20 protein-coding genes are annotated in these 22,414 nt (G+C 67.2%); 13 read left to right on the forward strand and 7 right to left on the reverse strand.

Going from position 1 to position 22,414, the window contains the following annotated elements:
• Positions 1 to 29 precede the first annotated feature (29 nt).
• The 5 genes from MFF62_RS05020 to MFF62_RS05040 all read right to left on the reverse strand — a co-directional run bounded on the left by MFF62_RS05020 (position 30) and on the right by MFF62_RS05040 (position 5,440).
• Positions 30 to 1,037 (reverse strand): Bug family tripartite tricarboxylate transporter substrate binding protein, encoded by a 1,008-nt coding sequence (locus MFF62_RS05020; protein WP_238260804.1) that lies wholly within the window; start codon positions 1,035 to 1,037, stop codon positions 30 to 32.
• A gap of 93 nt (positions 1,038 to 1,130) precedes the next feature.
• The gene (locus MFF62_RS05025; protein ID WP_238260806.1) at positions 1,131 to 2,303 is read right to left on the reverse strand and encodes an acyl-CoA dehydrogenase family protein; all 1,173 of its coding nucleotides are present in this window, start codon (positions 2,301 to 2,303) and stop codon (positions 1,131 to 1,133) included.
• Positions 2,304 to 2,311: 8 nt separating this feature from the next.
• Complete coding sequence (locus MFF62_RS05030; protein ID WP_238260808.1) at positions 2,312 to 3,517, reverse strand: acyl-CoA dehydrogenase family protein; 1,206 nt, start codon at positions 3,515 to 3,517, stop codon at positions 2,312 to 2,314.
• Positions 3,510 to 4,226, reverse strand: a complete 717-nt coding sequence (locus MFF62_RS05035) for an enoyl-CoA hydratase/isomerase family protein (RefSeq protein ID WP_238260810.1) — start codon at positions 4,224 to 4,226, stop codon at positions 3,510 to 3,512. Before MFF62_RS05035 ends, MFF62_RS05030 begins: the two co-directional genes overlap by 8 nt.
• Positions 4,223 to 5,440 carry a CaiB/BaiF CoA transferase family protein gene (locus tag MFF62_RS05040; RefSeq protein ID WP_238260812.1) on the reverse strand — a complete coding sequence of 406 codons (1,218 nt, stop codon included), beginning with the start codon at positions 5,438 to 5,440 and terminating at the stop codon, positions 4,223 to 4,225. Before MFF62_RS05040 ends, MFF62_RS05035 begins: the two co-directional genes overlap by 4 nt.
• A 195-nt stretch (positions 5,441 to 5,635) precedes the next feature.
• Here MFF62_RS05040 and MFF62_RS05045 point away from each other — a divergent pair, with 195 nt between their 5' ends.
• The 7 genes from MFF62_RS05045 to MFF62_RS05075 all read left to right on the forward strand — a co-directional run bounded on the left by MFF62_RS05045 (position 5,636) and on the right by MFF62_RS05075 (position 12,844).
• Positions 5,636 to 6,601: a LysR family transcriptional regulator gene (locus tag MFF62_RS05045; protein WP_238260814.1), complete on the forward strand. Its 966-nt coding sequence runs from the start codon at positions 5,636 to 5,638 to the stop codon at positions 6,599 to 6,601.
• Between the two features lie 201 nt (positions 6,602 to 6,802).
• A complete protein-coding gene (locus tag MFF62_RS05050) occupies positions 6,803 to 8,056 on the forward strand; it encodes an alkyl sulfatase dimerization domain-containing protein (RefSeq protein WP_238260816.1) in 1,254 nt (417 codons plus the stop codon).
• A gap of 12 nt (positions 8,057 to 8,068) precedes the next feature.
• Entirely contained in the window at positions 8,069 to 9,082 is a 1,014-nt protein-coding gene (locus tag MFF62_RS05055) for a Bug family tripartite tricarboxylate transporter substrate binding protein (protein WP_238260818.1), read from the forward strand.
• Positions 9,083 to 9,108: 26 nt separating this feature from the next.
• The gene (locus MFF62_RS05060) at positions 9,109 to 10,407 is read left to right on the forward strand and encodes a DUF1254 domain-containing protein (RefSeq protein WP_238260820.1); all 1,299 of its coding nucleotides are present in this window, start codon (positions 9,109 to 9,111) and stop codon (positions 10,405 to 10,407) included.
• Between the two features lie 285 nt (positions 10,408 to 10,692).
• Entirely contained in the window at positions 10,693 to 11,682 is a 990-nt protein-coding gene (locus MFF62_RS05065; protein WP_238260822.1) for an enoyl-CoA hydratase/isomerase family protein, read from the forward strand.
• 9 nt (positions 11,683 to 11,691) lie between these two features.
• Positions 11,692 to 11,886: a hypothetical protein gene (locus MFF62_RS05070; protein ID WP_238260824.1), complete on the forward strand. Its 195-nt coding sequence runs from the start codon at positions 11,692 to 11,694 to the stop codon at positions 11,884 to 11,886.
• Entirely contained in the window at positions 11,867 to 12,844 is a 978-nt protein-coding gene (locus MFF62_RS05075) for an LLM class oxidoreductase (protein ID WP_238260826.1), read from the forward strand. The genes MFF62_RS05070 and MFF62_RS05075 overlap by 20 nt, the downstream gene beginning before the upstream one ends.
• Positions 12,845 to 12,918: 74 nt before the next feature.
• On the opposite strand, the gene MFF62_RS05080 is transcribed toward MFF62_RS05075, so the two are convergent.
• Positions 12,919 to 13,569, reverse strand: coding sequence for a DsbA family protein (locus MFF62_RS05080; RefSeq protein WP_238260828.1), 651 nt, complete (start codon positions 13,567 to 13,569; stop codon positions 12,919 to 12,921).
• A gap of 157 nt (positions 13,570 to 13,726) precedes the next feature.
• Between MFF62_RS05080 and MFF62_RS05085 the strand changes: the two genes are divergently transcribed.
• The gene (locus tag MFF62_RS05085) at positions 13,727 to 14,638 is read left to right on the forward strand and encodes a LysR family transcriptional regulator (protein ID WP_238260829.1); all 912 of its coding nucleotides are present in this window, start codon (positions 13,727 to 13,729) and stop codon (positions 14,636 to 14,638) included.
• On the opposite strand, the gene MFF62_RS05090 is transcribed toward MFF62_RS05085, so the two are convergent.
• Positions 14,635 to 15,570 carry a LysR family transcriptional regulator gene (locus MFF62_RS05090; protein WP_238260833.1) on the reverse strand — a complete coding sequence of 312 codons (936 nt, stop codon included), beginning with the start codon at positions 15,568 to 15,570 and terminating at the stop codon, positions 14,635 to 14,637. The genes MFF62_RS05085 and MFF62_RS05090 overlap by 4 nt on opposite strands.
• Before the next feature lie 145 nt (positions 15,571 to 15,715).
• Here MFF62_RS05090 and MFF62_RS05095 point away from each other — a divergent pair, with 145 nt between their 5' ends.
• The 5 genes from MFF62_RS05095 (at position 15,716) to eno (ending at position 22,367) form a co-directional block, all read left to right on the forward strand.
• Positions 15,716 to 16,804, forward strand: a complete 1,089-nt coding sequence (locus MFF62_RS05095) for a tartrate dehydrogenase (protein ID WP_238260835.1) — start codon at positions 15,716 to 15,718, stop codon at positions 16,802 to 16,804.
• Between the two features lie 184 nt (positions 16,805 to 16,988).
• Complete coding sequence (locus tag MFF62_RS05100; protein WP_238260837.1) at positions 16,989 to 18,344, forward strand: dicarboxylate/amino acid:cation symporter; 1,356 nt, start codon at positions 16,989 to 16,991, stop codon at positions 18,342 to 18,344.
• A gap of 11 nt (positions 18,345 to 18,355) precedes the next feature.
• A complete protein-coding gene (locus MFF62_RS05105; protein ID WP_238260838.1) occupies positions 18,356 to 19,627 on the forward strand; it encodes a glycerate kinase type-2 family protein in 1,272 nt (423 codons plus the stop codon).
• 12 nt (positions 19,628 to 19,639) lie between these two features.
• Entirely contained in the window at positions 19,640 to 21,058 is a 1,419-nt protein-coding gene (gene pyk / locus MFF62_RS05110) for a pyruvate kinase (RefSeq protein ID WP_238260841.1), read from the forward strand.
• A 10-nt stretch (positions 21,059 to 21,068) separates the two neighbouring features.
• Entirely contained in the window at positions 21,069 to 22,367 is a 1,299-nt protein-coding gene (gene eno, locus MFF62_RS05115; protein WP_238260843.1) for a phosphopyruvate hydratase, read from the forward strand.
• The last annotated feature ends 47 nt before the right edge of the window (positions 22,368 to 22,414 follow it).

The following is a 22,414-nucleotide window of genomic DNA, read 5'->3' on the forward strand; positions in this document are numbered from 1 at the left end:
CGGGTGATCCGGCCGGTCCGGCTGCCGGACTATTGCGGTGTCACGCCGGCGAGCTTGACCACGTCGCCCCACGCCGCCAGGTCCGCACGCACCAGTTGCCCCAGTTCCTCCGGCGTAGAGGGCTTGCCGGGCCGCAGGTACATCGTGGCAAAGCGCTGCTGCTCCTCGCGGGACTGCAGGATGCGGTTCACCTCGGCATTGAGCCGCGCGACGATGGGTGCGGGCAGACCCCTGGGACCGAACAGCGCCAGCCAGCTCGCCTGGTCGAATGGCACGCCCTGCTCGCTCATGGTCGGCACATCGGGCGCGGGCAGCATGCGTTCGGGGCCCGAGACGGCGATGCCGCGAATCCGGCCCGACTTGAGATGCGGAATGGCTGATGCCGAGTCGGTGAAGGCGATGGTCACGTGTCCGGCCGCCAGGTCGTTGGTGCACTGGACGGCCGTCTTGTACGGCACGTGCCGTACGCGGATGCCGGTCTTCGCCTTCAGGTATTCCATCGCCAGGTGCCCGCCCGAGCCCACGCCCCAGGAGCAGTACGCCAGTTCGGTGGGGCTGGCCTTGACGTAGGCAATCAGTTCCTTGAGGTTGCGCACCGGCACCGTGGAGGTCACCGCGAGCAGGTTGCCGCCCGGCGCGCTGGGCCGCGCGATGGGCGTGAAATCCTTCACCGGGTCATACGGCAAGTTGGCCGTGGTCCACGGGTTCACGGTCATCGTGGCCGAGTACGTGAACAGCAGCGTGTAGCCATCGGGTTCGGCGCGTGCCGCGAGTTCGCTGGCGATGATGCCGTTGGCGCCGGGGCGGTTGTCCACCACCACCGGCTTGCCCAGCGAAGCCGTCAGCCGCTCGGCCACCAGCCGGGCGGTCTGGTCGGTCACGCTGCCTGCACCGGACGGCACCAGCAGGCGAATCGGACGGGTTGGATAGGGCGCGGGTGCGGTCTCGGCATGAGCGGGGCTCACGCCGGACAACACCGCCAGCGTCGCGGCAATGGCCGGCAAGGCCACGCGGACACCGGATGTCTGGCTGTGCATGTTGCTGTCTCCGTCACGGCACATTGGCCGTTATTGCCGGTACATGGCCGGCACGTCATGAACAGGCGTCTCGCGCGCCTGGTGTGATGCGGCTCAGGCGACTGCCTGCGCCACGGATTCGATGGCCGACAGCCGTGCCAGATGCCAGTCGGCATCGCCGAACAGGTTGGCATGCGCGGCGAGCCGCTTGTAGCAGTGCCCGACTTCCACTTCCTCGGTCATGCCGATGGCCCCGTGCAGCTGCACGGCGTCCTCGCCAAGCGCCCGACCCGCCGTGGAAACGAAGGCCTTGGCGCAGGACACCGCGTGCCGGCGCGCGACAGCATCGCCATCCAGAGCCGCCGCGGCGACCTCGGTGATTGCCCGCGACTGCTCGATGCTCACGAACAGGTCCACCAGCCGATGGCGCACCACCTGGTTGGCGCTCAAGGCGCGTCCGAACTGCCGGCGCGTCACCGCGTAGTCGCGCGTCAGCTCCAATGCGCGCGCCATGGCGCCCACGGCATCCGCGCAAGCGATGACCGTGGCGCGGTCGATGACCGCCTCGACCAGTGGCCACGCGCCATCGACCGGGCCGACGCGCGTGTCGTCGGCAACCATCACGCGTCGCAATGCCACCGTGGCGGTCTGGCGACCGTCGTACGTGGGCAGCGCCTGCACACTGAGGCCCCGCGTGCCAGCAGGCACCGCGAACAGCGTCAGGCCCAGCGTGTCGCGCCGCTCGCCGCCCGTGCGCGCCAGCACCAGCAGCAGGTCGGCGCAGCCCCCGCCCAGCACCAGCGTCTTGGCGCCATCGATCTGCCACTGGCCGTCCGGCCGCTGACGCGCCTGCGTGGCGATGTCGAACGCATCGTGACGCCCTTGCCTCTCGTATCCCGCCAACGCCGCCAGCAAGCGGCCCTCGACGATGTCCTGCGCCAGCACGCGTTGCGGCGCCAGGTCCGATGCCGCCAGCAGCGGGGCGCACAAGGCCGTGTTGGGCAACCACGGCTCCACCGGCAAGGCCCGGCCCAGGGCCTCGGCCAGCGCCACCTGGTCCATCACGCTGCCGGCCCCGCCGCAGGCTTCCGGCAGCCCCAGCGACAGCCAGCCCATGTCGGCAAACTGCCGCCACGCCGCACGCGAGAAGCCTTGCGGCGCGTCCATGGCCGCCTTGCGCTGCGCAAAGCGGTAGTCGCGTTCCACGTAGCGCCGCACGCTGTCCAGCAACATGCGACGTGCCTCGATATCGTCGTCTTCCACCATGGTTGTCCGTGTCGTCATCATTGATGGGCTCAGAGCCCGAGCACCTGCTTGGCCAGCAACTCGTGCTGGATCTCGCTGGTGCCGCCGGCAATCGTGTAGCCGCGCGTCACAAAGCGCCGCGCCGATGCCGCCGCCGCATAGGGCGACCGCCCCGTCTCCTGCGCGCCGGGTTCGGCGGGCTCGAAATGCGCGATCCTGTCGTAGGCCAGCGTGTCAGGTCCCAATGCATCGACGGCCAGGTTCTCGATGTCCTGGATCAACTGGCTGCCGATCAGCTTGAGCATGCCGGTCTCGGGCCCCAGCGCCGCGCCCTGCCGTTCCAGCCGACGGAAACGCAGCACCGTGGCCGCCAGCGTCTCCAGCCGGACTTCCAGCGCATGGAAGCGCCGTGCGAACCACGGGCGTTGCATCAGCGGTTCGCCAGCCTCCTCGACCTCATTGCCGATGGCCCGCACCTTGGCCAGCCGCCTGCGGTTCTCGGCCACGCGCGACAGGTTCAGCCGCTCGTGTTCCAGCAGCGACTTGGCGATGGACCATCCGGCGTTTTCCTCGCCGACGCGCATCTCCACCGGCACCTCGACGTCATCGAGGAACACCTGGTTGAACAGGTGCCAGCCATGGATGCCGATCAGGGGCCGCACGCTGACGCCCGGGCTACGCATGTCGATCAGCAGGAAGCTGATGCCCTCCTGCGCGCGGGCATCCACGTCGGTACGCACGAGGCAGAAGATCCAGTCCGCGTATTGCGCGTACGACGTCCAGATCTTGCTGCCATTGACCACGTAGTACGCCGAGCCATCCGCACGAGTCTTGCGCACGGCGCGCGTGGTCAGCGACGCCAGGTCCGACCCCGCGTTCGGTTCGGAGTACCCCTGGCACCACCAGTGTTCCTGGCTCAGGATGCGCGGCAGGAAATGCTGCTGCTGGGCGGGCGTGCCGTGACGGATCAGGATCGGCCCGATCATCTCGATGGAGATCCCGCCGGTCTCCGGTGCATGCGCCAGCACCAGCTCCTCCTGCAGCACCGCGCGCCTTGCGGCGCTCCAGTCCTGGCCTTGCCATGCACGCGGCCAGTGCGGCGCCAGCCAGCCGCGTTCGGCCAGACGGCGCTGCCAGTCCACCATTTCCTCCTTGCCCACTTCAAGCCCGAGCCGGACCTTCTCGCGGACGCGATGCGGCAGCGCCTCGGCGACGAAGGCACGCACCTCTTGGCGCAACGTATCGAAATCATCCATGCCGCACCTCCACACCGGTATCGCGGCAGGCATCGAACCATTGCGCCGCCGCCATGCGCGCGCTGGCGGCGCGCAGCGTGCCCTTGATTTCGCGCACGGTGCCGGCCGCGCAGCCGGCCACGGTTGCCGCCATCGCTCGCGCACGCTCGACCACGTCGGCGTCAGCCACCACCTCGGTGGCGATGCCCAGGCGCAGCAGATCCGCCGACGGCACCCGGTCGCCCAGCAGGCACAGCCGGGCAGCCACCGCTTCGCCGTGCCGCAAGGCCAGCCAGGCGATATTGCGCGGCGCATTCATGCCGATGCGGATCTCGGCAATCTGCATGAATGCCCCCTCTCCACACACCAGCAGGTCGCCCGCCAGTGCCAACGCCGCGCCGCCGTTGACCGCATGGCGCTCCAGCGCAACGATCCACGCCTTGCGGCTGGAGATGAGCCCGGCATGCACGCGATCCCAGCGCGCGGCAAAGCCGGCCATGCCATCCGGATGCTGCTTCAGCGCCTGGAGATCCAGCCCCGAGCAGAACGCGCCCTGCGCGCCGCGCAGCACGATGGCCCGCACCTCGGCATCGGCTTCCAGCAACGCGATGGCTTCGGCCAGCGCTTCGGCGGTGGACATGTCGATGGCATTGCGGGTCTCGGGGCGGTTCAGGATGATTTCCGCCCAGCCTTCGTGGCGGGACACGAGCACGGAAGATGAATTTGTCATGCCTGTGCTCCTTGCTCGACGCCGACGGCACCCTCGGCGGCCATCGCGTCGATGGCATCGGCGGTGTAGCCCAGCTCGCCGAGCACTTCTACCGTGTGCTGGCCGAGACGCGGCACCACGGGGTCCGTTGCACGAGGTACCGATCCCATCTGGAACGGCAGGCTCGGCAGGGTGAGCTGGCCGCCGAGTCCATCGGCCACGGCCATCAGCAGGTCGTTGGCGCGCACGTCAGCGCTGGCTTCGACCTGGCGGTAGTCGCGCACCACGCCCACCACCACCTGATGCCGTTCGAGCAACGCGCGCGCTTCCTCGCCGGTATGGCCGCGCAGGGCGTCGTGCAGGATGGCCAGCATGGCCGGCCGGTTCAGCACCCGCAGCGGGTTGCTGGCGAAGCGGGCATCGGTGGCCAGCGCGGGCTGGCCGATGGCCGTGCACAACCGCGCCCAGTGTTCGTCCAGGTAGGCGGACAGCACCAGGTGGCCGTCCGCCACGGCGATGACATCGGCCGCCGGTGCGGCCTTGGGCTGGCTGTTGCCGCTACGCACCGGCAGCGCGCCGGAGCACTGGTATTCCGCCCAGAGCTGGGCCTGCAGATGCACGCCCACGGTCAGCAGCGACGTTTCGATCGTATCGCCAAGGCCGGTACGAAAGCGCCGGAACAATGCCGCCACGATGGCGTTGGAAGTGGCCAGCGCCGTGGCGGCATCGATCAGCGCAAAGCCGGCCTTCAGCGGCTGGCCGCCGGCCTCGCCGGTCACCGACATCATGCCGCTTTCCGCCTGCGCGGCGATGTCCAGCCCGGGCCGCAGGCGCGACGGGCCACGCGTGCCGAAGCCAGTCACGCTGGCGTGCACCAGCTCGGGACGCGCCTGGCGCAACGTGGCGGCGTCCAGGCCCAGCGACTCCATCGAACCGGGCCTCGCGTTGTGCAGCACCACGTCGCACGACATCGCCAGTTGCCGCGCCGCCTGCGCGCCCGCCGGCTGGCGCAGGTCGAGCGCGATGGCGCGCTTGCCCCGGTTGTAGGCCAGGAACATCGGGCTCTGGTTGCTGGTGCCGTCGAAACGCCGCGCGCTGTCGCCACGCAGCGGTTCTACCTTGATGACGTCGGCGCCCAGGTCCGCCAGCAACATCGCCGCGCCGGGTGCCGCGATGAACTGGCCGAATTCCGCCACGCGAATGCCGGCCAGCGGCAAGTCTTGATGGGTGTGCATCCTGTTTCCGTATGCATGCCGTGTGGGCATCGATGGAAACGGATCATGCGGCACGTGCATCGGATGCGGCAGCTCCCCAGATCGCTGCGGCGTAAACCAGTGGTTAGCACCACGGGTTATCCCGCAGGCGTCCGGTTGGCGCTATGCTGGCGCGCAGGGCGTCACCACGAGCGCCTAGCGACAGGAGACAACACCATGCGACTGAGCCAGGTTCAGGACTTCATCGCCGTGGCCGAGCACGGCAGCATCCGTGCCGGCGCCAAGGCGCGCGACGTGTCGGCCCCGGCCATCACCAAGAGCATCCGCCAGCTTGAGGAAGAGCTGCATGTGCCACTGCTGACGCGTACCACGCGTGGCATCGTGCTCTCGCGCTACGGCGAGGCGTTCCTGCGCCGCGCCCAACTGATTGCCAGCGAGGCCCGCAAGGCCGCCGATGAAATGGCCCAGATGCTTGGCACGCGTAACGGCGTGGTGCGCATCGGCGCCACGGGCGGGCCGGCACATCTGCTGCTGCCGGCGGTGCTCAAGCGCTTTCGGACGCAGCATCCCGACGTGCAGGTGTGCATCGAAAGCGGCGTGTATCCCGCCCACCTGACGGACCTGCGTGCCGGCGCGATGGACATGGCCCTGAGCCCCATTCCCGACGAGGGCATCGAGCGGGAATTCGTCAGCGAACCGCTCTACAACAATGATTCGGTGGTGGTGGCGCATCGCGAACATCCGCTGCGCGATGCCCGAACCCTGCGCGAGCTGGTGGGCTCGGAGTGGGTGCTGACGGGGCAGCGCATGCATGGTCCCGGCGCCGCCATCATGGACGCCTTCCGGGCCCGCGGCCTACCGCTGCCGCGCGTGGCCGTGCGCTGCGACACCATCGGCATGATCCAGACGCTGCTCGAAGACCGCGCGCTGCTGTGCCTGCTGCCGCGCCAGCTGGTGCCCGGCCGCCTGGCCAATGCCAACCTGGTGGCCTTGCCGATCGAAGACCCGCTGCCCAGCCACGCCGTCAGCCTGATCTACCGCGCCGATTCGCCGATGACGCCCGTCGCCGAACAGTTCGCCAAACTATTGCGCCGCGAAGTGCACTACCTGAGCAAGATGCCCGACAGCCCGCTGCGCCGGCAAACGCCGCTGGTGCCGCCGGTGCCGGCATTGGCCAGCTAACGCAGCGTTGCCCCGGCGGGAACTCCCTGCCAGCAGCGGGCGTTAACCGCTGGTTCACACCTGAAATTCCGTAACACCCGCCAGGGCGCGCCAGCATTGCGCCGGCGGGTGCAGCGCCGGGCCGCGCCGGGATTTTCCCCACTGCCTATAGTCCTGCATCTGCGCGTGAATACCCCTTCGCCAACTGGGAGGGGGAAGCACATGAACGCAATCGAGGATCGTCCCGCCGCGCTGATCACGGGCCGCGGCATCGACGCCATTGGAGACGGTATCTGGTTGCTGCACGGCCAGGGCCAGAGTTTCGTGGCCGATGTGGGCGGCGGCCTGCTGGTCGTCGACAGCGGTCCCGGCGGCGGCGTGACGGCCGGCATGATCGACGTGCTGCGCACCCAGACCGACCTGCCCGTGCTGGCGATCTGCTACAGCCACGGGCACCTGGGCTACAACGCCGGCGTGAAGCAATGGATCGACCACGCGGCAAAGCGCGGCGATGCGGCGCCACGCATCCTGGCCCACGTCAACGTACTGGCCCGCCAGCGTCGCTATGGCGAAACGATGCGCATGCAGGAACGCATGGCCGAGGTGCAGTTCCGCCACGGCAGCGGTGTGCTGGCCGGCAAGCTGCGGCAGAGCATGCCCACCGAGACGTTCGACGACGGCATCACCGTGGGACACGGCAGCCGCCGTGCCGAGATCCTGTGGGCGCCTTCGGAGACCGATGACGCCGTAGCCGTGTGGCTGCCCGGTATCCGGCTGCTGTACGGCGGCCCGGCGATCATCGATTCCATCCCCAATATCGGCACACCGTTCCGCACCATGCGCGACACCGTGCGCTGGGCCGAGACGCTGGAACGCCTGGCCAGCCTGCAGCCCGAGACCGTGGTGCGCGAATTTGGCGCCACGCTGCACGGCGAGGAAACCTGCCAGCACGTGCTGCTGCACACGGCGGCGGCCCTGCGCTGGATGCGCGAGGAAGTGGTGCGGCTGATGAATGCGGGGTGCAACGAGCGCGAAATGCTTGCCGCGCTGCAGCCGCCGGCCGATCTGTTCGAACAGCCATGGATGCAGCCCACCTACGGCGACCCCAGCTATATCGCGCGCGATATCTACCGCTCCGAGAACGGCTGGTGGGACCGCAACGCCACCACGTTGCATCCGGCCAGCCCCACGGCGGTGGCCAGCGAGATTGCGGCGGCCATCTCCGATCACGCCGCCGTGGTGCGCCACGCCCGCGCGCTGGCCGAACGCGGCGACACCCAGCTAGCCCTGCATGTGATCGACCTGCTGGCGCAGGCGTCCGGGGATTCGCCGCACGTGCAGGAGGCGCGCCAGCTCAAGGCCGAGTGGCTGCGCGTGCGCGCCAAACAGGTTCGCAGCTACGTGTCGCGCAGCCTGTTCGTGGCGGCGGCGATGGTGCTGGAAGCCGGGTCGGACGACAACTTCGGCATTCACTGAGGCGCGCCCGTCATGACCCTGCCTACGCATCTCGACGACACATCCGTTCGCAGCCGGCGCGATGCCCTGCGGCTGCTCGCCATGATGGGCGCGGGCCTTGCGCTGCGCCCGGCCCACGCCACGGCCACATGGCCCGCGCGTCCGATCCGGCTGGTGGTGCCGGCATCGGCCGGCAGTGGCCCCGACCTCTTCGCCCGGCCACTGGCGGAAGCCATCGGCAAGCGGCTGGGCCAGCCCTTCGTGATCGACAACAAGCCCGGCGCCACCGGCATCATCGGCAACGACATCGTCGCCAAGGCGGCGCCGGACGGCCAGACGCTGCTGTTCACCTACGCCGCCACCGTGGTCATCAACCAGACCCTTCAACCGAAGATGTCTTACGACGGGCTGCGCGACCTCGCGCCCATCGCGCAAGTGGGCGCGGGCGGCAACTTCCTGGTGGTGACGCCCGACTTTCCGGCGCGCAACCTGAAGGAATTCGTCGCGCACGTGCGGGCACGGCCCGATGCCTACGACTACGCGTCGTGGGGCATCGGTTCCGGCGGCCACCTGACCATGGAGGCGCTGCGCATGCAGACCGGCATCCGCATGCGCCACGTGCCGTACAAGACCGTGCCGCAGATCCTGAACGACATGCAGGGCGGGATCGTGAAGGTGGGATGGGTGGATACATCATCGTCACTGCCGCTGATCCGCGCCGGCAAGCTGCGGGCGCTGGCCATCAGCGGCACACGTCGCGGCTCGGCCACGCCGGACGTACTCACGATGACCGAGCAGGGTTACCCGTTCGACACCAATAGCTGGTACGGCCTGTTCGCACCGGCGGGCACGCCCGATGCCATCGTCCAGCGACTCAACGCCGAGGTGAACCGCGCACTGGCCAGCGCCGACATGCGCGAGCGATTCGTGCAGATGAACATGGCCGATCCGCCGATCAAGACCGCCGCACAGTTTGCACAGACGGTTCGCGACGATGTCCTGGCCTGGGGCAACGTGATTCGCACCAACCACATCACTGTGGACTGACCATTCAAAGTCAAGGAAGACCCCGCATGACGACAAGCCGCACCGCGCTGGACCAGCGCATCCATGACGCCTTCATCTACACGTTTCCGCTGCACGACCTGGCACGCACCCGCTGGCGCTTCACCCAGCACGAGACCACACGCGGCAAGCCGGCCAACCAGCTGCATCACAACCGGCAACTGCTGGACGACCGCGCCCGCCAGGTGACGATGCCCAACAACGACACGCTCTACTCATCGGCGTGGCTCGACCTGTCCAACGGACCCGCCACGCTGACCGTGCCCGACATGGGCGAGCGCTACTACAGCGTGGCACTGATGGATGCCTTCACCAACAACTTTGCCTGCCTGGGGCCGCGCACCAATGGCCCGGGCGCGCATGTGTTCGTCATCGCCGGCCCCGACCATCACGCTCATGCAACGGCCAATCTGCCCCAGCACGCCACCCTGGTGCGCGCGCCGTGCAATGACGTCTGGCTGCTGGCCCGCGTACTCGTCGATGGTCCCGAAGACCTTGCGCGCGTGCACGCCCTTCAGGCCGACATGACGCTCGCCACCGACCCGGCCCCGGCCACGCGCTTCCAGACCACGCCCGACGAGACCCGTCCTGCCGCGTACCTGTCCCTGGTCAACGAGGCCCTGGCGCGCAATCGCGTGCCCGCGCATGAAGCCGCGATGGTGGCCGCGTTCGACGACCTGGGCATCCGCGCCGGCGACCTTGCCGCGTGGGACAGGCTGTCGCCAGCGATGCAGGAGGCATGGACGCGCCTGTGGCCCGCGCTGCGCCACGACCTGGAGCATCCGCCCAAGGGCAGCATCCGCCGAAGCGGGCCACGTGGGTCGTGGTTCAGCGGCATGGACCATATCGGCAACTTTGGCGACGACTACGTGTATCGCGCCTACATCTCGCTGGTGGGCCTGGGCGCGCTTGAACGTGCGGAAGCCATCTACGCCAGCGCCTTGACCGATGGCGATGGCCAGACGCTCGACGGCGCCCACCGCTACCGGCTGCATGTGCCGGCCCAGATGCCCGTGAACGCGTTCTGGTCGCTGTCGATGTACGAATTCGAGCCGGACGGACGACGCTTCTTCACCGCCAATCCGATCCAGCGCTACGCCATTGGCGACCGCACGCCGGGCCTGACGCGCAACGCCGACGGGTCCCTCGATCTCAGCATCCAGTGCGAGCCCCCCGCGGAAGGCGCGGCCAACTGGCTACCCGCGCCACGCGGACGATTTGCCATGGCCTTGCGGTACTACCATCCGCAATCCGACCTGATCGAGCACCGCTTTGTCATGCCGGATACCGAACGCCTGTCTGGATAAGACGGCCAGCGTGCAGCCCGTCGACGAATTTCGTCTTTGTCGACAATCCCGGCTGCCGCTAGACCCGAAGAACGGTGACGTGTGATGTCCGGGTGGTGGCTCGGACCACACAGCATCGCTTGCCGGGCCGGATACGTTCTCAAGACGCAAAAGTCTTGTACTGGTTCACATCTGTTTGGGTGGCATCCCGCCATATAGGCTGTTCTCAAACGGCAGCACGCGAACGAAAACGTTCCGAACAAGCGCTGCCGGATGCCCGTATCCATCCAGAAAAAGGTGACCATCATGCGTACTTCCCAACTTGCAGCACGCACCAGCATCGCCCGAGCCATTACCGTCGCGGCCGCCTCCATGATCATCGGCGCCGGTGCGTATGCGCCACATGCCCACGCGGCCGGCTCCGCACCGGCGAACGCCGCCACGGCAGCCGCACCGGCCGCCACGGCAACGGCGAAAGCGCACGTTCGCCTGACGCGCGTCACGCCGGCTTACTGGAAGGTCACCCTCGCAAATCCCCCGCTCAATATCATCGGCCCGAACGAGGTGCGCGAACTGGCCGCCATCGTCGGGCAGATCGAGGCGGACAAGGAGGTCAAGGTAGTGGTGTTCGATAGCGCGGTACCGGGCTATTTCTCCGCGCACTACGACCTGCTCACCCCGCTGGAAGAATCCACAGGCATGAAGCCTGGCCCCACGGGCATGCACCCGGTGCCCGACATGATGGTGCGCATTGCCCGTCTGCCCGTGGTGACGATTTCCTCGATTCGCGGCCGTGCCACCGGCATCGGCAGCGAGTTGATCCTGGCAACCGACATGCGCTTTGCCAGCCGCGAGAAGGCGGTGCTGTCGCAATGGGAAGTCGGCGCCGGGCTCGTGGCCGGCGGCGGACCCCAGGCGCGGCTTCCGCGACTCGTCGGTCGCGGCCGCGCCATCGAAATCCTGATTGGCTCCGACGACATCAATGGCGACATCGCCGAGCGCTACGGCTATGTGAATCGCGCCCTGCCCGATGCCAAGCTCGACAAGTTCGTGGATGGCCTGGCGCGCCGCATTGCATCGTTCGACCGGCAGGCCATCGTCGACACCAAGCGTCTGGTCGATGTGGCCAGCCTGCCGCCCGACGCGGAAATGCAGCCGATCTGGGATGCCTTCATCGCATCGGTAGGCCGCCCCGAAACGCAAGCCCGCCTGAAGAAGCTTGTCGAGCAGGGCCTGCAGAAGCCCGGCGACATCGAGAAGAACCTGGGCCAGGCCACTGGCAACCTCGGCAAGTAAGGCGCAGCCATGACCACCATAGCCTCCAATAATTCCGGTCTGTCGCAAGACCACTGGGCCGACGAACTGCCGCGTGGCACATCGCTCGACGCGGCGGCTCTGAACGAGATCCCCTATACGTTCGTGTGGCGCAAGGGAGCCGTCGAACACACCCACGCCCACGCACCCACGCACGGAGGCCGCCATGCTGAATCCAGCCGCTGATATCCGGCCTCAGGCCAACCCCGGCTTCTCGCGGATGTTCGCGCCCGGCCGGCTGACGTTGGGTGTGCTGTTCGCGATCGAGTCCTACCAGGGCGATGCGCCGACGATGGCCGACCAGATCCGCCTGGCCAAAGTCGCCGAGCAGGCGCGATTCGCGGCACTCGGCGTTCGCGACGTGCCGCTGCGGGACCCATCGTTCGGTGACCTCGGTCAGATCCATGATCCGTGGGCCTGGCTTGGGTATGTCACCGGCCAGACGACCGACATCGCACTGTTCACCGCCGCCATCGTGCTGCCGCTACGTCATCCGCTGCACACGGCCAAGGCGGCTGCCAGCATCGACCGCCTGTCCGAAGGACGGCTCGTGATGGGCATCGCCTCGGGCGACCGCGCAGTGGAATTCCCGGCCTTTGGCGTGGAACACGCCGAACGCGGCGCGCTGTTCCAGGAACAGGTGGCCTATCTGCGGACCGCATGGGCCAACCAGTATCCGCAGATCAACGGGACCTATGGCGTGCTGCGTGACGCGGATGTCGTGCCCAAGCCAGTTGCCAGCCGCGTGCCGCTGATCGTCACCGGCAACAGCCAGCAGTCGGTCGACTGGATTGCCCGCAAGTCCGATGGCTGGATCACGTATCCGCGTCGCATGGACATCCAGGTGGACCTGATCCGCCAATGGCACAGCACGGTCGAAACGGTGTCGCCCGGTGCGTTCAAGCCGTTTGCCCAGCCCTATCACATCGACCTGACGGCCGATCCCGATATCTCGCCCACGCCGATCCACGGCGGCCATCGCCTGGGACGGAGCTGGCTGATGCGGCATCTGGAAGTGCTGGAACGGGCGGGTGCCAACCACGTGCTGTTCAACCTCAAGTATGGCAATCGCCCTGCGGAAGCCGTGATCGAGGAACTGGCAACGCATGTCGTTCCGCGCTTTCCGGCCCTGGGAACGGATTGATCCTTCTGGCTTGAGACTTCTGGCTCTCCTCGCCGGCACCGCCGGCGGGAGAGCCTCTTTATTTCTACGCAGCGTCAGGCCGTGGCGCTGATCTTCGCCACAACGCGCTGCAGCGCCGCATCGATGGCGTCGGCGGAAGCGTAGCCGCCCACCACCTCATACAGCTCGTTGCCGTTGCGCAGCGCGAGCGCGGGGAAGCTGTTGATCCCCCAGGACCGTGCCGTACGGAAATCCGCGGCGGCTTCGGCGATGGCGTCCTGGCTGGCCCATTCCGCCACAAACGCTGCCACGTCGATCTGCTGGCCCTGCTTCGCCAGGGCTGCCGTCGCCGCCTGCGCGAGAACTTCGCCATCGGTAGTGACCAGGCCATCCACGTAGAACGCGTGCTGCAATGCGCGGAATACGGCCAGCAGATCGGCCTCCGGCGTCAGACGGCGCGCGGTCACCACGGCCCGGCAGATTGGCTCGGTGTCGTAGACAAAGCCCTGACGGGCCATCAGTGCGTCGCGATTGAACGGCAGCCCGCTGGCCTGCTCCACGCGGGCCCAGTGCTGCAGCCGGAAGCGCTTGCCGGCGTCGTCCAGCACGTCGGTGGCGCCAGCGCGCAGGCCACCCACCACGATCCGCATGGGCAGTTCGGGGTGGCGCGCCTGTACTTCCGTCATTTCCTTGCCGAATCCGTAGCACCACGAGCACATCGGATCGCCGATATAAATCAATTCCATTCTTTTTCTCATTTCATGGGAGGTCATCGGCGACAGTGCGACCGGTGACGCGTTTTCACTACAATGTCCGAACATCGACCGGAGGATTCTGGCGACGTCGGGCCTGGCATTGAAGAACGCAGCGCCAACAACAGTCATTACACGGTGTCAAAAAACCATGAAGCGACAATTTGACGATCTCCAGCTTGGCAGCATCGAACTGTTCTGCCTGGCCGCCGAACTCAGCAGCTTCACCTCGGCGGCCGTCGCCGCCGGCGTGACGCCCGCCGCGGTGAGCCGCAGCGTGTCGCGGCTGGAAGAACGTCTCAACGTGCGGCTGTTCGTGCGCACCACACGCCAGATCCGCCTGACGGACGAAGGCAGGACGTATTTCGAGCAAAGCCGCACGGCCCTGGCGCAACTGGTGGAAGCCGAGCGGCAGATCAGCGGCCAGCATGCAACGCCCGCCGGGCGCCTACGCATCAGCATGCCCACGCCGTATGCCCACTATCGCGTGTTGCCGATACTGCCGGCGTTCCGGGAGCGCTATCCCGAAGTCCAGCTCGACGTGCACATCAGCAACCGGAACGTGGATTTCTCCGACGACCGCTATGACCTGTCCATCCGTGGCCGCGTCCCGGACGACTCGGGACTGATCGCCCGCAAGCTGGAAGATGCCGAACTGGTCGTCGTGGCCACCCCGGCCTACCTGAAGCGCCATGGCACACCGAAGTCACTGGAAGAACTGCTCGCGCACGACTGCATCCAGTTCGAACTCCCAAGCAGCGGCCGCCGCATACCGTGGCAGTTCCGCGTGGACGGCGAGGATACCGAAGTGGTGACCACCGGCACGTACTCGGCATCGGAAGACGTGCTGGGCGGCGCCACGCTGGCGCGCGCCGGCGCCGGACTGTTCCAGACCTACCGCTTCGTCGTGGAGGAAGACCTGCGCAACGGCTCGCTGGTGGAAATCATGATGGATTTCGGCGGCAGCTCGCGCCCGTTCATGCTGCTGTACCCGCACGCCCGGCACATGTCGACGCGGGTACGGGCGTTCGTGGATTTTCTGGTGGAGAAGTTCGAGGACTAGGCCGGATCCGTCTGGCCGAACGCCGCGAATGCCTTGCCAAGGTAATCCACGAACAGCCTGATGCGCGACGACAACTGGTGCCGCTGCTGGTAGACCGCGTAGATGTTGGCTTCCGGCGTCGCATACTGCGGCAGCACCTGCACCAGCCGTCCGCTGCGGAGATAGCGGTCGACATCCCATTCGGCGCGCAGCACGATGCCGTGCCCCTCCAACGCCCAGTTCACAGCAATCTCGCCATCGTTGGTGGTGAGGTTTCCGCGAACGTGGATCGCTTCGGTGCGCGCCTTCGAGCCCTTCACCGGCGTCAGCCGCCATACCCCGTAGGCGTCGCTGCCCTGGCGGATGCCAATGCAGTTGTGGCGCCGCAGGTCGTCGGGCGTTTGCGGCGTGCCGTGCTCGCGCAGATAACGCGGCGAGGCCACCAGCAGGCGCCGGTTCGGGGCCAGTTTGCGCGCCACGATGCGGGCGTCGGGAGGCTCGCCGAATCGCACGCAGACATCGAACGCGTCTTCACTGAGCGGCGGCGGGTCTGCTGAAAGTTGTAGCTGGACGTCGACCTCCGGGTACATCCGGCTGTACTCGGCGATAACCGGCGCCACATGCATGCGCCCGAACCCCAGCGTGGCATTGACGCGCAGCAGGCCGCTCGGCCGGCCCTTGGCGCTGGTCAGCAACTGCTGCAGGTCGTCCAGTTCACCAAGGATGCGCCGGGCATGTTCCAGCAACACCTCCCCTTCCGGCGTCAGGCTCATGCGCCGCGTGGTACGTGTCACCAGCGGCATGCCGATGCGGGTTTCCATCTGCCCGAGCCGCTTGCTGACGGCTGCCGTCGTGATGCCAAGGTCCCGTGCCGCAGCGCTGAGGCTGCCGGCCGTCGCCAATGTCGTGAAGAAGCCCAGCTCGGCGGGCTGGATAGCGCTAGGGGCAGCCATGTCTCACTTTCAACCTGCAGGTTAATAATGGTTTAACTTTAGTCGCGATCCAAAACTTCGTCCACCGTCCAGAATCCGTCCAACGCTCTCAGCAGCGGTGAAGGCACCAGATCGACAGACCAGACAGCAAGACAGGAGACGAAAGATGAAGACGTACAAGATTGCAACCATCCCGGGTGACGGCATTGGCAAGGAAGTGGTTCCCGCCGGCCGTGAAGTCATGGAAGCGCTGGCGGCCGCTGGCGCCGACTTCCGCTTCGAGTTCGAGAACTTCGACTGGGGCGGCGACTACTATCGCCAGCACGGCGTGATGATGCCGGCCGATGGCCTGGACGCCCTGCGCGACAAGGACGCCATCCTGTTCGGCTCCGCCGGCGACAACCAGATTCCCGATCACATCACGCTGTGGGGCCTGCGACTCAAGATCTGCCAGGGCTTTGACCAGTACGCCAACGTACGCCCGACGCGCATCCTGCCCGGCATCGACGGCCCGCTCAAGCGCTGCGCGCCGGAAGACCTGAACTGGGTGATCGTGCGCGAGAACTCTGAAGGCGAATACTCGGGCGTGGGCGGACGCGTGCACCAGGGCCATCCGATCGAGGCCGCCACCGACGTATCGATGATGACGCGCGTCGGCGTCGAGCGCATCCTGCGCTTCGCGTTCAAGCTGGCGCAGTCGCGTCCGCGCAAGCTGCTGACGGTCATCACCAAGTCCAATGCCCAGCGCCATGCCATGGTCATGTGGGACGAAGTGGCCGTGCAGGTAGCCAAGGACTTCCCCGACGTCACGTGGGACAAGGAACTCGTTGACGCCGCCACCGCACGCATGGTGAACCGGCCCAAAACGCTGGACACCATCGTCGCCACCAACCTGCACGCCGACATCCTGAGCGATCTCGCTGCGGCGCTGGCCGGCAGCCTGGGCATCGCGCCCACCGGCAACATCGACCCGGAGCGACGCTATCCGTCGATGTTCGAGCCGATCCACGGCTCGGCCTTCGACATCATGGGCAAGGGCCTGGCCAACCCGGTCGGCACGTTCTGGTCGGTGGTCATGCTGCTCGAACACCTGGGCGAGAACGCCGCCGCGCAGCGCGTGATGGCCGCCATCGAAGCCGTGACCGCCAACCCGGCGCTGCACACCGGCGATCTCGGCGGCAAGGCCAAGACGGTTGACGTCACCAAGGCGGTCTGCGACTTCCTGGCTGCAGCCAAGCAGGCCAAGGCAGCTTAAGGCGGAGGCGGCCGCCATCAGGCGGCCACCCGCCACTCTACCTGCCACACCCTTCGCGCCCGGCCATCGCCGGGCGCTGGCAGACGCGCGTCCCGTGCATGCGTCTGCGCCCTTGCGGGTAATCGACAACGGCCAGCAGAGCCTTCGACCGCAGGCGAATCCCTCGAATCATCAGGAGACAGCCATGATTCAGCGGCTATTGGGCAAGTTGTACGTGCAAGTCTTGCTCGGCGTATCGGCCGGCATTGCGCTGGGCGTGTTCTACCCCGATCTCGGCAGCAGCCTCAAGCCATTTGGCGACGTATTCATCAAGCTCATCAAGATGGTCTTTGCGCCGATAATCTTCGCCACCGTGGTGCTCGGCATCGCCCGCATGGAGAACATGAAGGAACTGGGCCGCGTGGGCGTTCGCGCGCTGCTCTACTTCGAGATTCTCTCCACGTTTGCGCTGGCCCTTGGCCTGATTGTCGTGAACCTCGTGCAGCCGGGTGCCGGCATGAACGTCGACGCGGCGCATTTGGACGCCAAGGCCATTGCCAACTACACCCATGCTGCCGAGAAGCCGCACTCGTTCATCGACTTCGTGATGAACATGGTGCCGACCAGCGTGATCGATTCGCTGGCGCGCAACGACATCCTCCAGATCCTGGTGTTTGCCACGCTGTTCGGCATCGCCCTGTCGCATATAGGCCCACGCGCCAAGCCCGTGGTCGACTTTCTCGATTCGTTCACACACGGCATCTTCTCGGTGGTGGGCATGGTGATGCGCCTGGCGCCGCTGGCCGCGTTCGGCGCCATGGCTTTCACAGTCGGCAAGTACGGCCTGGGGTCGGTGGTGTCGCTGGGCAAGCTGATGGGCACCATGTACCTCACCTGCTTCCTGTTCGTGGTGATCGTGCTGGGCGGGGTAGCGCGGCTGGCGGGCTTCAGCCTGTGGAAATTCCTGCGCTACATCCGCGACGAGCTGTTCACGGTGCTGGGCACCAGTTCGTCGGAATCGGTGGTGCCGCAGTTGATGCGCAAGCTGGAAAACGCGGGCGTGTCGAAGCCCGTCGTGGGCCTGGTCGTACCGGCCGGCCTCACGTTCAATCCCGACGGCCAGTGCATCTACTACACGATGGCCGCCATCTTCATTGCCCAGGCGACCAACACCCCGCTGACGATGACCGACCAGCTCGTGGTGCTAGGGGTGTTGCTGCTGACGTCCAAGGGCTCGGCCGGCGTCACGGGCTCCGGCTTCATCACGCTGGCGGCGACGCTGGCATCGATGGGCAAGATTCCTGTCGCGGGCATGGTGTTGCTGCTCGGCGTGGACCGCTTCATGTCCGAAGCACGTGCCCTCACCAACACGATCGGCAATGCGGTAGGGACACTGGCCATCGCCCGCTGGGTGGGCGCCATCGACCAGAAGCAACTGGAAGACGCGCTCGACGGCAAGCTCGTGGACGACCCTGAAGTGCTGGTGGAGCCCGTGGAAGCACCCTCGCTGGGAACGCGCCTGTCTCGCGCCGCTGATGCCCACGCCGGACTGATGCACTGAGGCCGACGACGATGACCATCGACAACACACAGGCCCGCGCGTTGCTGCGCCGCATGTTCGACGCCGCCATCGCCGCCGCGCAGCCGTCGCAAACGCTGGCACGCCATCTGCCCGAACGCCCAAAGGGACGCACGATCGTGATCGGTGCCGGCAAGGCATCGGCAGCCATGGCGCAGGCATTCGAAGCCGCCTGGCCGTGGCCGCTGGAAGGTCTGGTGGTCACACGCTACGGGTATGCCGTGCCATGCGAGCGCATCGAGATCGTCGAGGCCGCGCATCCGGTGCCCGACACCGCCGGCCACGACGCCGCGCGCCGCATGCTCGAACTGGTGTCCGGGCTAACCGGCGACGATCTGGTGGTGAGCCTGATCTCCGGCGGCGGATCGTCATTGCTGCCCCTGCCGCTGGCGGGCATCTCGCTCGAAGACAAGCAGGCCGTCAATCGGGCACTGCTCAAGTGTGGCGCCACGATCACCGAGATGAACTGCGTGCGGCGCCATCTGTCGGCCATCAAGGGCGGGCGCCTGGCGGCCGCCTGCTACCCGGCGCGCGTCTGCAACCTGCTGCTGTCCGATGTCCCCGGCGACGATCCGATCGATATCGCGTCGGGGCCCACCGTGCCGGACCCCACCACGCGCCATGACGCGCTCGACGTGGTCCGCCGCTACGGCCTGACGCTGCCCGCGCACGTCATGCGTGTACTGGAGTCGGACGTGGCCGAAACCGTCAAACCCGGCGATGCCAGGTTGCCGCGCATCGACACCACGCTGATCGCCACACCGCGCATGGCACTGCAGGCGGCGGCCTGCGTTGCGCAAGACGCGGGACTGTCCGTGCATCTGCTGGGCGATGCCATCGAGGGCGAGGCGCGCGATGTCGGGCTCGTGCTCGGGTCGCTGGCGCTGGAATCGGCCAGCCACCAGTTGTTTCCCACGCCTTGCGTGCTGCTGTCCGGCGGCGAAACCACCGTCACCGTTCGTGGCAAGGGGCGCGGGGGCCGCAACGTCGAATTCCTGCTGGCCCTGGCGCTGGCACTGCGCGGCGACACGCGCATTCATGCGCTGGCTGGCGACACCGATGGTGTGGACGGCCAGGAAGAGATTGCCGGCGCCATCGTGACACCCGACACGTTGCGGCGCGCCTGGGCCCTGGGCATCCGCCCCCAGGACGCGCTGGCCAACAACGACGGACACGGTTTCTTCGAAGCACTGGGGGACGCCGTCATCACCGGCCCCACCCTGACCAACGTCAACGATTTCCGCGCGATCCTGATCGCGCCCTGATGGAGTATCACCATGAGACGCCTTCGCAATGCGAAGATCGTGGCTACGCTGGGTCCCGCCAGCACGTCACCCGAGACCATCGATGCCCTGTTCGACGCGGGTGCCGATGTGTTCCGCCTGAACTTCAGCCACGGCAGCCACGACGACCACCGCCAGCGGCTCGATACGATCCGCGCCATCGAGCAGCAGCGTGGCCGCCCCATCGGCGTGCTGCTGGACCTGCAAGGCCCCAAGCTGCGCATCGGCACGTTTGCCGATGGCCCGATCCAGCTTGCGGCGGAAGCATCGTTCCGCCTCGACCTCGACAAGGATGCGCCGGGCAGCGCCACCCGCGTCAGCCTGCCCCACCCCGAGATCTTCGCCGCGCTGCGCGAAGGCGCGGAACTGCTGCTCGATGACGGCAAGATCCGTCTGCGTGTGATCCGTTGCGGCAGCGACTTTGCCGAAACCACGGTCGTCAACGGCGGCCAGCTATCCGACCGCAAGGGCGTCAACGTGCCTGGCGTGGTGCTGCCGCTCTCGGCCATGACGGAAAAGGACCGCCGCGACCTCGACTTCGGGCTCACGCTTGGCGTGGACTGGATTGCGCTGTCGTTCGTGCAGCGCCCCGAGGACATCCAGGAGATCAAGGCCATCGTGGGGGATCGCGCGGGCATCGTCGCCAAGCTGGAGAAGCCTGCCGCGATCCAGAGCCTCGACGCCATCGTGGCCGAGGCCGATGCGGTGATGGTTGCGCGGGGCGACCTGGGTGTGGAGATGCCTGCCGAGCAGGTGCCGTCGCTGCAGAAGCAGATTGTGCGCGCCTGCCGGAAGGCCGGCAAGCCGGTCATCGTGGCCACGCAGATGCTGGAATCGATGATCGCCGCGCCGGTGCCCACACGCGCGGAAGCCTCCGATGTGGCCACCGCGGTCTACGACGGTGCCGATGCCGTGATGCTGTCGGCCGAATCGGCTTCGGGCCGCTTTCCCGTGGAGGCCGTGACGATGATGAACAGCATCATCACGCGCACCGAATCCGACCCCCTGTACCACGACGCCATCCAGGCATCGCACACCCCGCCGCGCGCCGAGGCCGCGGACGCCATCGGCTATGCGGTGCGCCATGTGGCGGGGCTGCTCAAGGTGCCGGCCACGGTGGCCTACACCAGCTCGGGCTATTCCGCGCTACGCATGGCGCGCGAGCGCCCCGAGGTGCCCATCCTCGGCATGACGCCGCGCATTGCCACGGCGCGCCGGCTCGCGCTGGCCTGGGGCGTTCACGCCGTGCTCTGCCACGAAGTGGTCGATGTACTGGAGATGACCGAACTGGCCAGCCGCACCGTGGTGAAGGAACGCTTTGGCGAGCGCGGCCAGTCGATCGTGATATCCGCCGGCCTGCCGTTCACGGTTGCCGGCACCACCAACCTGCTGCGCATCGCGCAGGTCCAGTAAGGGACACAACATGTCAGTGATCCAGGAAGTGCGCGGCTACGAGATCCTCGATTCGCGCGGCAACCCCACCGTGGCCGCGCAGGTGCTGCTGGCCGACGGCAGCGAAGGCTTTGCGGCGGCACCGTCCGGCGCCTCCACCGGTGCCCGCGAAGCCATCGAACTGCGCGACGGTGACCGCCAGCGCTATGCCGGCAAGGGTGTGCGCAAGGCCGTTGGCCATATCAACGTCGATATCGCGCGCACTCTGGCCGGCATGCAGATAGCGGAGCAGGCCGAGATCGACCAATGCCTGACCCGGCTCGACGGCACACCCGACAAGTCGCGCCTGGGCGCCAACGCGCTGCTGGCCGTCTCGCTGGCTGCTGCGCGAGCGGCGGCGGCATCGGCCGGTGTGCCGCTCTATCGATCGATTGGTGGTTCGATCGGCGGCGACAGTCAGACCATGCGCCTGCCCATGCCGATGATGAACATCATCAATGGCGGCGCGCATGCCGACAACAGCGTCGACATGCAGGAATTCATGATCGTGCCCGTGGGTGCACCGTCGCTCTCGGAAGCCGTCCGCTGGGGCGCCGAAGTCTTCCACACGCTCAAGGCGTTATTGAAGCAGCGCGGCTTCTCCACCGCCGTGGGCGACGAAGGCGGCTTTGCGCCCGACCTGAAGTCGAACGAACAGGCGCTGGAGGTCATCATGCAGGCCATCGAGGCCGCCGGCTTCCAGCCCGCGCGCGACATCGCGCTGGGGCTCGACGTCGCCAGTTCTGAGTTCTATCGCGACGGGCGCTATGCGCTGCACGCCGAACAGCGCAGCTACGACGCTGGCGGCTTTGTCGACCTGCTTGCCGGCTGGGTGTCGCAGTACCCGATCGTCACGATCGAGGACGGCATGGCCGAAGGCGACTGGCAAGGCTGGAAGCTGCTGACCGAGCGCCTGGGCCAGCGCGTGCAGCTGGTAGGCGATGACCTGTTCGTCACCAACACCGCCATCCTCCAGGAAGGCATCGATTGCGGCGTGGCCAACGCCATCCTGATCAAGCCGAACCAGATCGGCACGTTGACCGAGACACTGGCCGCCATCGAGATGGCCCGTCGGGCGGGCTACGCGTCGGTGATGTCGCACCGTTCCGGCGAGACCGAAGACACGACGATCGCGGACCTCAGCGTCTGCACGGCCGCCACGCAGATCAAGACGGGCTCGCTGTCGCGCTCCGATCGTGTCGCCAAGTACAACCGGCTGCTCTACATCGAAGCGGAACTCGGCTGCGCGGCCACCTTCGCGGGCCGCGCCGCGTTCCCGGTATCGGTCTAGGCATAGGCACCACACGCATTCCCACCACAACAACCAGAGGAGACAAC

Source organism: Cupriavidus pauculus (genome assembly GCF_022179805.1).
GTDB lineage: Bacteria > Pseudomonadota > Gammaproteobacteria > Burkholderiales > Burkholderiaceae > Cupriavidus > Cupriavidus pauculus_E.

Bases quoted from the DNA above. Each gene is read 5' to 3' on its own strand.
- MFF62_RS05020 (WP_238260804.1), bottom strand. From the start codon at position 1,037: ATGCACAGCCAGACATCCGGTGTCCGCGTGGCCTTGCCGGCCATTGCC.
- MFF62_RS05025 (WP_238260806.1), bottom strand. From the start codon at position 2,303: ATGATGACGACACGGACAACCATGGTGGAAGACGACGATATCGAGGCA.
- MFF62_RS05030 (WP_238260808.1), bottom strand. From the start codon at position 3,517: ATGGATGATTTCGATACGTTGCGCCAAGAGGTGCGTGCCTTCGTCGCC.
- MFF62_RS05035 (WP_238260810.1), bottom strand. From the start codon at position 4,226: ATGACAAATTCATCTTCCGTGCTCGTGTCCCGCCACGAAGGCTGGGCG.
- MFF62_RS05040 (WP_238260812.1), bottom strand. From the start codon at position 5,440: ATGCACACCCATCAAGACTTGCCGCTGGCCGGCATTCGCGTGGCGGAA.
- MFF62_RS05045 (WP_238260814.1), top strand. From the start codon at position 5,636: ATGCGACTGAGCCAGGTTCAGGACTTCATCGCCGTGGCCGAGCACGGC.
- MFF62_RS05050 (WP_238260816.1), top strand. From the start codon at position 6,803: ATGAACGCAATCGAGGATCGTCCCGCCGCGCTGATCACGGGCCGCGGC.
- MFF62_RS05055 (WP_238260818.1), top strand. From the start codon at position 8,069: ATGACCCTGCCTACGCATCTCGACGACACATCCGTTCGCAGCCGGCGC.
- MFF62_RS05060 (WP_238260820.1), top strand. From the start codon at position 9,109: ATGACGACAAGCCGCACCGCGCTGGACCAGCGCATCCATGACGCCTTC.
- MFF62_RS05065 (WP_238260822.1), top strand. From the start codon at position 10,693: ATGCGTACTTCCCAACTTGCAGCACGCACCAGCATCGCCCGAGCCATT.
- MFF62_RS05070 (WP_238260824.1), top strand. From the start codon at position 11,692: ATGACCACCATAGCCTCCAATAATTCCGGTCTGTCGCAAGACCACTGG.
- MFF62_RS05075 (WP_238260826.1), top strand. From the start codon at position 11,867: ATGCTGAATCCAGCCGCTGATATCCGGCCTCAGGCCAACCCCGGCTTC.
- MFF62_RS05080 (WP_238260828.1), bottom strand. From the start codon at position 13,569: ATGGAATTGATTTATATCGGCGATCCGATGTGCTCGTGGTGCTACGGA.
- MFF62_RS05085 (WP_238260829.1), top strand. From the start codon at position 13,727: ATGAAGCGACAATTTGACGATCTCCAGCTTGGCAGCATCGAACTGTTC.
- MFF62_RS05090 (WP_238260833.1), bottom strand. From the start codon at position 15,570: ATGGCTGCCCCTAGCGCTATCCAGCCCGCCGAGCTGGGCTTCTTCACG.
- MFF62_RS05095 (WP_238260835.1), top strand. From the start codon at position 15,716: ATGAAGACGTACAAGATTGCAACCATCCCGGGTGACGGCATTGGCAAG.
- MFF62_RS05100 (WP_238260837.1), top strand. From the start codon at position 16,989: ATGATTCAGCGGCTATTGGGCAAGTTGTACGTGCAAGTCTTGCTCGGC.
- MFF62_RS05105 (WP_238260838.1), top strand. From the start codon at position 18,356: ATGACCATCGACAACACACAGGCCCGCGCGTTGCTGCGCCGCATGTTC.
- pyk (WP_238260841.1), top strand. From the start codon at position 19,640: ATGAGACGCCTTCGCAATGCGAAGATCGTGGCTACGCTGGGTCCCGCC.
- eno (WP_238260843.1), top strand. From the start codon at position 21,069: ATGTCAGTGATCCAGGAAGTGCGCGGCTACGAGATCCTCGATTCGCGC.